Source organism: Stutzerimonas chloritidismutans AW-1, assembly GCF_000495915.1.
GTDB lineage: Bacteria > Pseudomonadota > Gammaproteobacteria > Pseudomonadales > Pseudomonadaceae > Stutzerimonas > Stutzerimonas chloritidismutans.
The window spans coordinates 18,840-27,425 of the sequence record NZ_AOFQ01000038.1; the positions used below are offsets into that span (position 1 = coordinate 18,840).

General features: G+C 64.5%; 11 protein-coding genes. 9 read left to right on the top strand and 2 right to left on the bottom strand.

The annotated features are described in order from the left end of the window. Positions 1–17 precede the first annotated feature (17 nt). Together mdaB and F753_RS37715 are read right to left on the bottom strand one after the other, a co-directional pair. A complete protein-coding gene (mdaB, locus tag F753_RS37710; protein WP_023445579.1) occupies positions 18–608 on the bottom strand; it encodes an NADPH:quinone oxidoreductase MdaB in 591 nt (196 codons plus the stop codon). Positions 609–728: 120 nt separating this feature from the next. Then, positions 729–1,718 (bottom strand): bile acid:sodium symporter family protein, encoded by a 990-nt coding sequence (locus tag F753_RS37715; protein WP_023445580.1) that lies wholly within the window; start codon positions 1,716–1,718, stop codon positions 729–731. Positions 1,719–1,805: 87 nt separating this feature from the next. On the opposite strand from F753_RS37715, the gene F753_RS37720 reads away from it, so the two are divergent. The 9 genes from F753_RS37720 to tnpC all read left to right on the top strand — a co-directional run. Beyond that, complete coding sequence (locus F753_RS37720) at positions 1,806–2,606, top strand: AraC family transcriptional regulator (RefSeq protein WP_167332068.1); 801 nt, start codon at positions 1,806–1,808, stop codon at positions 2,604–2,606. 165 nt (positions 2,607–2,771) lie between these two features. After that, positions 2,772–2,972 carry a DUF1127 domain-containing protein gene (locus tag F753_RS37725; protein ID WP_023445582.1) on the top strand — a complete coding sequence of 67 codons (201 nt, stop codon included), beginning with the start codon at positions 2,772–2,774 and terminating at the stop codon, positions 2,970–2,972. 108 nt (positions 2,973–3,080) lie between these two features. Beyond that, complete coding sequence (locus tag F753_RS37730; RefSeq protein WP_023445583.1) at positions 3,081–3,398, top strand: DUF2388 domain-containing protein; 318 nt, start codon at positions 3,081–3,083, stop codon at positions 3,396–3,398. A gap of 112 nt (positions 3,399–3,510) precedes the next feature. Then, positions 3,511–3,807, top strand: coding sequence for a DUF2388 domain-containing protein (locus F753_RS37735; protein ID WP_023445584.1), 297 nt, complete (start codon positions 3,511–3,513; stop codon positions 3,805–3,807). 42 nt (positions 3,808–3,849) lie between these two features. After that, complete coding sequence (locus F753_RS37740; RefSeq protein WP_014822100.1) at positions 3,850–4,170, top strand: DUF2388 domain-containing protein; 321 nt, start codon at positions 3,850–3,852, stop codon at positions 4,168–4,170. Then, on the top strand, positions 4,167–6,122 hold the full coding sequence (locus tag F753_RS37745; RefSeq protein ID WP_023445586.1) for a DUF7844 domain-containing protein: 1,956 nt from the start codon (positions 4,167–4,169) through the stop codon (positions 6,120–6,122). Before F753_RS37740 ends, F753_RS37745 begins: the two co-directional genes overlap by 4 nt. A gap of 517 nt (positions 6,123–6,639) precedes the next feature. Further along, a complete protein-coding gene (tnpA, locus tag F753_RS37755; RefSeq protein ID WP_023443793.1) occupies positions 6,640–6,975 on the top strand; it encodes an IS66-like element accessory protein TnpA in 336 nt (111 codons plus the stop codon). After that, a complete protein-coding gene (gene tnpB, locus F753_RS37760) occupies positions 6,972–7,307 on the top strand; it encodes an IS66 family insertion sequence element accessory protein TnpB (RefSeq protein WP_023443792.1) in 336 nt (111 codons plus the stop codon). The genes tnpA and tnpB overlap by 4 nt, the downstream gene beginning before the upstream one ends. 88 nt (positions 7,308–7,395) lie before the next feature. After that, on the top strand, positions 7,396–8,586 hold a 1,191-nt coding region (gene tnpC / locus F753_RS37765; protein ID WP_023445588.1), incomplete at its 3' end, for an IS66 family transposase.

An 8,586-nucleotide genomic window follows, 5' to 3' on the forward strand; every position in this document is an offset into this window, starting at 1 on the left:
TTTGCCTGACGCGAAGGTCAGACACTGAAGCCGAACACCTCGCCCAAGTGCCGGCGATAGCGTGCGACATCCGCCTCGATTTGCGGCTGTTTCATGACATCGACGCTGAGGAAAGTCGGCAAGCCCTGCATGCCGAGAAACTCGTTGGCCTTGTGAAACGGCAGGTAGACGGCATCCACGCCCTTGCCGGCGAAGAAATCGCTGGCGTCGTCGAAGGCCTGCTGCGGCGCGTTCCAGGTGGCGGAAATCATGTAGCGCTTGCCCTGTAGCAGACCGCCGCTGCCGTACTTCTGCGACGCGTCCGAGCGGGTACGACCGTCGTTGGCGTAGAGGCTGCCGTGGCCGGCGGTGAACACCTCGTCCAGGTATTTCTTCACCGTCCAGGGTGCACCCATCCACCAGCCGGGCATCTGATAGATCAGCGCATCCGCCCAGAGAATCTTCTCGACTTCCTGCTGCACGTCGTAGCCGGTGTCGATCTCGGTGGTGCGGACCTCGAAGCCGGCCGCAGTCAGGGTTTCGATGGCTGCCTGATGCAGCGTGGCGTTGTACTGGCCGGCCGAGTGGGCGAAGGCCTTGCCGCCGTTGAGTAGCAGAATCTTCTTCATGGGAATGCCTCAGCAACAGAATGGCGCGCAGCTTAGCCACCCCTGCGCACCGCTCCCAGACCGTAACGGGCAAATGATCTTTGCACTGCAGTCACGAATCCGCCGCTGATTGGCTTCGAGTCAGCCCGCTTTTGCGACCGCTGCTGTTTCTGGTCGTGACGCATAGCGCTGCGCCAGTACCGCGCAGACCATCAGCTGAATCTGGTGAAACAGCATCAATGGCAGGATCAGCGTGCCCAGCGCACCGCCGGCGAACAGCACTTGCGCCATGGGGATGCCGGTGGCCAGGCTCTTCTTCGAGCCGGCGAAGAGAATGGTGATGCGGTCTTCTAGTTCGAAGCCCAGCCAGCGCGCCACCAGCCAGGTGATCAGCAGGGCCAGCGCCAGCAGCAGACAGCAGGCCAGCACCAGACCCAGCAGCTGCGGCAGCGGCACCTGCTGCCAGATGCCCTCGACCACCGCATGGCTGAACGCGGTGTAGACCACCAGCAGGATAGAGCTCTGGTCGACGTTCTTTAGCCAGCCCTTGTTGCGCGCCACCCAGTCGCCAATCCAGCGCCGCGCGATCTGCCCGGCGATGAACGGCAGCAGCAGCTGCACGACGATCTTGCCGATGGCATCCAGCGTCGAGCCGCCTTCGCCTTGCGCGCCCATCAGCAGCAGTACCAGCAGCGGCGTGAGGAAGATGCCGATCAGGCTGGAAGCCGCCGCGCTGCATACCGCCGCAGGGATGTTGCCGCGCGCCAGCGAGGTGAAGGCGATGGCCGACTGCACCGTGGCCGGCAAGGCACAGAGGTAGAGCATGCCCAGGTACAGTTCGGCGCCGATCATCGGCGTCAGCAGCGGGCGCAGCGCCAGCCCGAGCAGCGGGAACAGCACGAAGGTACAGCTGAACACCAGGAGATGCAGGCGCCAATGGCCCATGCCGGCGAGGATCGCACTGCCCGAGAGCTTGGCGCCGTGCATGAAGAACAGCAGGCCGATGGCCAGGTTGGTGATCCACTCGAATACCGCCACGCCCTGCCCCCGCGCTGGCAGCAGCGTGGCGATGGCCACCGCACCGAGCAGGGCCAGAGTGAAGTTGTCCGGTAACAGGCGAGGTCTGGCCATGGGCGCTCCTGATTGTGTGGCTTGCGGCAGGTTGCCAGCGAGTCTACTGTCGCGCTGCATATCCGACTAACGCCATAAGCCAGACAAATGTCGAGAAAAGGACAAAGCAGCCTTGTGCAACGCAGCATCCCAGCCATGGATGCACTGCCGCGCCCGCTCTTCGCCCGCAGCGAATCCCTGGCTGAACGAACCACCACGCCACGCCACAGCCATCCCTGGGCACAGCTGTCCTACGCCATCAGCGGTGTGTTGCGCGTGCATACCGAGCGCGGGCGCTTTCTCGCTCCGCCGCAGCGCGCCATCCTGATTCCGCCGGGCCTGCTGCACGAGGTGATCAGCTCGCCGCATACCGAGATGCGCAGCCTGTACATCGACCAGCGCGCCGTGGCCTGGGCGCCCGAGCATTGCCAGGTGCTCGCGGTCAGCCCGCTTCTGCGCGAGCTGATCCGCGCCTTTGGCGCGCTGCCAGCGGAGTACGACGAGCAAGGTGCCGACGGCCGTCTGGCAGCGGTGCTGCTGGACCAGCTGCGGGCGGCGCCGGCAATCGGCTATTCCCTGCCCTGGCCCGGGGATGCCCGGCTTCGTCAGCTGTGCGAAGCGCTCTATGAGCAGCCCGATCTTTCACTCAGCCTGAAGCAATGGAGCGAGCGCCTGCAGGTCTCGGAGAAAACCCTGACCCGCCAGTTCCAGCGTGACACCGGCCTCAGCTTCCGCGCCTGGCGCCAGCGTCTGCGCCTGCTCAGCGCGCTCCCTCTGCTGGAGCAGGGCCAGCCGGTTACCGATGTCGCGCTGGCCTGCGGCTACGAATCCACCTCGGCGTTTATCGCCGCGTTCGGTCAACAGTTCGGCACCACACCAGGCGCTCTGGCACGCACACCGGACCGATAAGCAGCGCAGCGAAAACAGTTGGCGCGTTCGCGACCAATACAGTTGCATCCATTTCTGGGACTGCACCGGCACAATCGAGAATCCCTGTGGCTGTTGCACTTGGCTGACGCGCGCGATCCTGTTCTCCCATAACCCGTACCCGGTCACACCGGGAAGGAGCGCAGCATGGATCGCACGCTGTCTCGTCCGTATGTCGCCACCCGCGTCCGCCGCAACTGGCTACAGCTGCTGCAAGTATTGCAGCGCTGGCAACGCAACTACCGTACGCGCCAGCAACTGGCGCAGCTCGATGACCGCCAACTGGCCGATATCGGCATCAGCCACAGCGAGCGTGTCAGCGAACTGGACAAGCCGTTCTGGCGCTGAGGCATTCCGCGCCCACCGATTCGAGCCTATGCTGCGTGCTGCAAGGCCGCAGAAACGGGAACGTCGCACCCATGGCGCGGTCTAGAGCCTCACCACTGGAGATCTGCCATGTCCCGAATCCTGCTCCCCTTCTTCGCTGCCGGCTTGCTGCTGAGCGGCGGCGCGTCCGCTGCCAGCTTCACCGCTACCACCGACATGGTGGTCGGCGGCCTGATCAATACCGTGGACGCAACCTCGGACCTGACCTCGTCGCTGCGCGACGACAAACTGGTGCTCGATGCTCGCGACGATGCGGCGCGTTTCGTTGCCAGCCAGGGCGATCTGCGCGGCGCCCACCTCGAAGCGGCGCTGCGCCACATTCGTAGCCAGCAGCCAGAACTGGGCGCCAGCGATCTGCAACTGGCTCAGGCGATTCTGGCGCTCTGATGCGTTCAGCAGCGCATGAGCGCTGCTGCAACCTGCGGAAGCAACCGAGTGCTGGCTCTACAGCCGGCGTTTCGCTAGCCTTGGCGCCGTTTTTCCCGGCAACAGGTTCCGCATGCGTTCGTATTCAATCGTTCTCTTATTTCTCGGCCTCACAGCTGGCGCCGCCCAGGCTTTCGATGTCACCACCGCTGGTGTCGTGCAGACCAGCTACGTCAGCAGCCAGCTGACCAGTGCTCCCTTCGACAACAAGCTGATCGCCGAGGCCCGCGAAGACGCGGCAGGCTTCGTCGCCAGCGAAGGCCAGCTCACCGCGGCTCGCCTGCAAGCGGCCATGGCGCGGCTGCGCCAGGAACACCCGGAGCTTGCCGCCAGCGACCTGGAACTGGCCGAAGCGATCCTCGTCCAATAACCGCACCGCCTGCCGGTGCCCCGACCCGTGAGAGATTCATCGATGAATAAGCTATTGCTCGCCGCCCCGCTGGCGCTGGCCGTCGCCGCGGGCACAGCCCAGGCGCAGACCCTCGTTGCCACCAGCAACATCGTCGTGCGTGCCCTGGACCGCAGCATCAATTTCACCTCCGATGTGACCAGCCGCATCAGTGACATGAAGGTCGTCGTCGAAGCACGTGAAGACGCCGCCAGCTTCGTCGCCAGCGCCGGCGAGATCCGCGGTGCGCATCTGGAAGCCGCGATAGGCACCCTGCGCAGCGAACTCCCTGCAGCGCGCAATGCCAGCGACCTGCAACTGGCCGAAGCCATCCTCGCCCTGTGATACGCCTCGGCGCCTGGCTGCTGGCAGGCTGCCTGAGCCTTGCTGCAGGTGTAGCCCAGGCCAACCTGCGCCTGGTTCTCGACTCACGCACACTGGACGCCGAGCAACGCGCCGCCAGCCAGGCGCTGCTGGACGAAGCCATGGCCGCACTCCCACCCCGCCTGGTGCAGAGCCTCGATCGCGAGGTGCGCGTGCAGTGGCGCGATGATCTGCCGGAACAGGCCTATGGCCGCGCCGGTGGCAATCGCCTGGAACTCAACCGCCGCCTGCTGCCGGCGCTCACCAACGGCAGCGCTGCCGAGGAAAAGACCAATCGACCCCACGGCACGGTACGCCGCGAGCTGCTCGCCACCGTCATTCATGAAGTGGCGCATCTGTACGATCGCGCGCGCCTGTGGTCGCCGGATCAACACCTGCTGCAGGGCCATTGCCGTCAGCGCGCCAGCAATCTCGGGCAGGTCGGCCTGCCGGACGACTGCCGCGGGCAGACCGACCGCCGCTTCACCCTCAGCGATGACCCGCGCCTGCTCGACCTGGCCGGCTGGCCGCAACGGGTCGGCAAGCGCGGCCTGCGTGAACACGACAACGCGCAGCTGGCGCGCAGTCCCGATCCGTACGAGCTGACCAGCCCGCTGGAATTCGTCGCGGTGAACCTCGAATACTTCCTGCTCGACCCCAGCTACGCCTGCCGTCGCCCTTCGCTGCACCGTTACCTGCGTGAACACTTCGGTTGGGCGCCAGCAAACGCTGCCGGTTGCGCCGATGACTACCCATTTCTGAACGCGGGCCGCGAGTTCGGCCGCACGCCACTGCTGAGCCTCGATCCGTCGCGCGTCTACGAGGTCGACTATCTGTTCGCCGAAGCCAACGAGGCCTGGGTCAGCCGCTGGGGCCACAGCATGCTGCGCCTGGTGATCTGCGCGCCCGGCCGCGAGCCCGGTCCCGCTTGCCGGCTGGATCTGGATCACCACCTGGTGCTGTCCTTCCGCGCCTTCGTCGACGATGTGCAGCTGTCCAGCTGGGACGGCCTCACCGGCGTCTATCCCTCGCGGTTGTTCATCCTGCCTCTGGGCCAGGTGATCGACGAATACACCAAGGTGGAGCTGCGCGGGCTGGCCTCGGTGCCGTTGAAGCTGCAGCACGAAGAGATTCGCGCACTGGTCGAGCGTAGCGCCGAGCTGCACTGGAGCTACGACGGCGACTACTACTTCCTGTCCAACAACTGCGCGGTGGAAACCCTCAAGCTGCTGCGCAGCGGAACCACACGCGACGAACTCGTAGCCCTGGACAGCATCATGCCCAACGGGCTGCTGGAGGTGCTGATCCACCGCGACCTGGCCGACGCCAGCGTGCTCGACGACCCCCGCGAGGCGCTGCGCCTGGGCTATCGTTTCGATTCCTATCGCAACCGCTACCAGGCCATGTTCACCATCCTCAAGGAGCGCCTCGGTCTACCGCAGGACAGCGTCGAACAGTGGCTGGAGCTCAGCGCCGCCGACCGTCAGCAATGGATCGACCGCGCCGATCTACGCGCCTCCGCCGCCCTGCTGCTAGTCGAACAGGCCGCGCTGCGCCGTCAGCTACTGCTCGCCCAGGACGAACTGAAGAACCGCTACCTCGGCGGCCGCGGGCGCGACGCCAGCCTGAACAAAGCCGACGGCGCCCTGCAGGAAATCCTCGCCAACAGCGGCTACCTCAGCCGCCCCGCCGAACTGCTCGACGGCCAAGGCTACGGCCTGCCACAACCCAGCGAATGGACCCGCCTCGAACGCGAGAGCGAACAGCGCCAACTACGCCTGAATCAGCTGAGCGAAGAGCTGGACCAGGAAGTCCGGGTGCTGCTGGGGGACGAGCGGCGGGAGGAACTCGAAGCGATCGAAGTGAACCTGGCGCAGATCGGCGAGCATCTGCGCGGGTTGCACAAGGCTGGGGGTGGGTTGGAGTTGCCTTGACAGGGCCCATCGCTGTGAGCGACGCCCTGAGTTATGCATTTCTCCCGATATCGATAGAGACATCGTTCTTGCGCAGCTGGTATTGAAAGACCCTGGGCGGCGGGCTCGATGTTGGCGTTATCAAGAGGTCTCGTGAGCAGCCCCTATCGCTGTTACTGGCGAGGGCGTGGTCATGCAGTGGCCAGCGCCGCCTCTCGCTCTGCGATGGCTTGCTCCAACTCAGGCGAGCGCTTGGCCCATTGCTCGCGGGGTAGCGGTTTGGACCACTCAATCACTTCAGGCGCTGTTAACTCGGGGATATGAGCGAGTTTTTTACGCGTTATCCAATGGGCCCCCATCGGGTTGAATATGGGGAACATGATGCCAATTTCCCAAACCACAGTGAGGAAAAGCCCTCTTTCCTGGCAGGACTTGTGTAACCGTCCGCCGAACCCATCTCCCCGCTTCTTCCCGATAACGGCATGGTGTCCACCTATTTTTGGTGGACACCATTTCAAGCCACTTTCTGGAGGGTTTCGTGTCTCGACAGCGCCGTACATTCCCCAAGGCTTTCAAGGCCCAAGTCATCGAAGAGTGCGCCCAGTCCGGGGCTTCCGTCGCCGGCGTGGCGCTCAGTCACGGGCTCAATGCCAACCTGGTGCATAAATGGATTCGCAAGCAGCGCGAGCCGCTACCGGTCGTGTCTGCACGCTTTGTCCCGGTGCCGCTCGGCTTTCTGCCTGCCGGGCGTACCGGCTCCGAGGAGCTGACGATACGAATCGAAATTCCCTACCACGCCGGCAGTCTGTCGGTGCACTGGCCGGTGGAGGACGGCGAGGGCTGTGCACGTTTGCTTCGCGGGCTGCTCGCATGATCCGCATCGAACGCATCTGGCTGGCCACCGAGCCACTGGACATGCGCGCCGGCACTGAAACAGCCCTGGCGCGGGTTGTTCAGGTGTTCGGTGCGGCGCAGCCGCACACGGCTTACCTGTTCACCAACAAGCGCGCTAACCGGATGAAAGTGCTGGTGCACGACGGCTTCGGTGTCTGGCTCGCGGCCCGCCGCCTTAACGAGGGCGGCTTCGTTTGGCCCGGTCGCGAGCAGGGCACGCAGCGCGAGCTGAACCCCGAGCAGTTGCAAGCGCTGGTGGTCGGCCTGCCTTGGAAACGGCTGGGGCAGGACGCCGCGATCAGCCTGCTGTAACACCCGCATCGGCTATCAACCATCGCTGCGCGGCAATTCACCGAACGCCTTATCGTCAGGTAAGGACGGGGCCGTCACAATCGGCCACATGCCCTCGACGACCTTCGACCATCTGACCCCCGAGCAACTGCGCGAACTGGCCGCGCAGTTGGCCGAGCGTGTCGTCCACCTTGATCAGCAGGTATCCGGTCTCAGCCAGCAGGTTCACTTCCACAAGACCCGCAACGAGCAGTTGGCCCACGAGATCGCGATCCTCAAGCGTCACAAGTTCGCCAAGCGAAGTGAGCAACTGAGCCCCGATCAGATCAGCCTGCTTGATGAACTGCTCGACACCGATATCGCCGCTATCGAGGCAGAACTGAAAGCCGTAAATCCCCCAGCGGCCCAGGGCGAACCCCGCCAGCAGCCCAAGCGTGCGCCGCTACCGGCCCAGTTTCCGCGCACCCTGATCCATCACGAGCCGGACAACACCCAGTGTGCCTGCGGCTGCCAGCTCAAGCGGATCGGCGAGGACGTCAGCGAAAAGCTCGACTACACGCCGGGCACCTTCACGGTGGAACGGCACATCCGTGGCAAGTGGGTCTGCGACCAGTGTGAGACGCTGATCCAGGCACCGGTGCCAGCTCAGGTGATCGACAAGGGCATCCCCACTGCCGGCCTGCTGGCTCATGTCATGGTGGCCAAATACGCCGACCATCTGCCGCTGTACCGGCAAGAGAAGATCTTTGGCCGTGCGGGTCTACCTATCGCGCGCTCGACATTGGCACAGTGGGTCGGACAAACCGGCGTGCAGCTCCAGCCGCTGGTCGACGCCTTGCGCGAAGCGGTACTGGCGCAAGGTGTGATTCACGCCGACGAAACCCCGGTGCAGATGCTGGCCCCAGGCGAGAAGAAAACCCATCGGGCTTACGTTTGGGCTTACTGCACCACGCCCTTCGCCGACCTGAAGGCGGTGGTCTACGACTTCAGCCCGAGCCGCGCTGGCGAACACGCACGTAACTTCCTCGGCTCCTGGGGCGGCAAGCTGGTCTGTGATGATTTTGCGGGCTACAAGGCCAGCTTCGAGCAAGGCATCACCGAAATCGGCTGCATGGCCCACGCCCGGCGCAAGTTCTTCGACCTGCACGTAGCTAACAAAAGCCAGTTGGCCGAGCAGGCGCTGCACTCGATCGCCGGCCTCTATGAAATCGAACGGCAGGCGCGTGACTTGAGTGCTGAGGATCGGTGGCGGATACGGCAGGGAAAAACCTCGCCCATCCTCAACGCGCCGCATAAATGG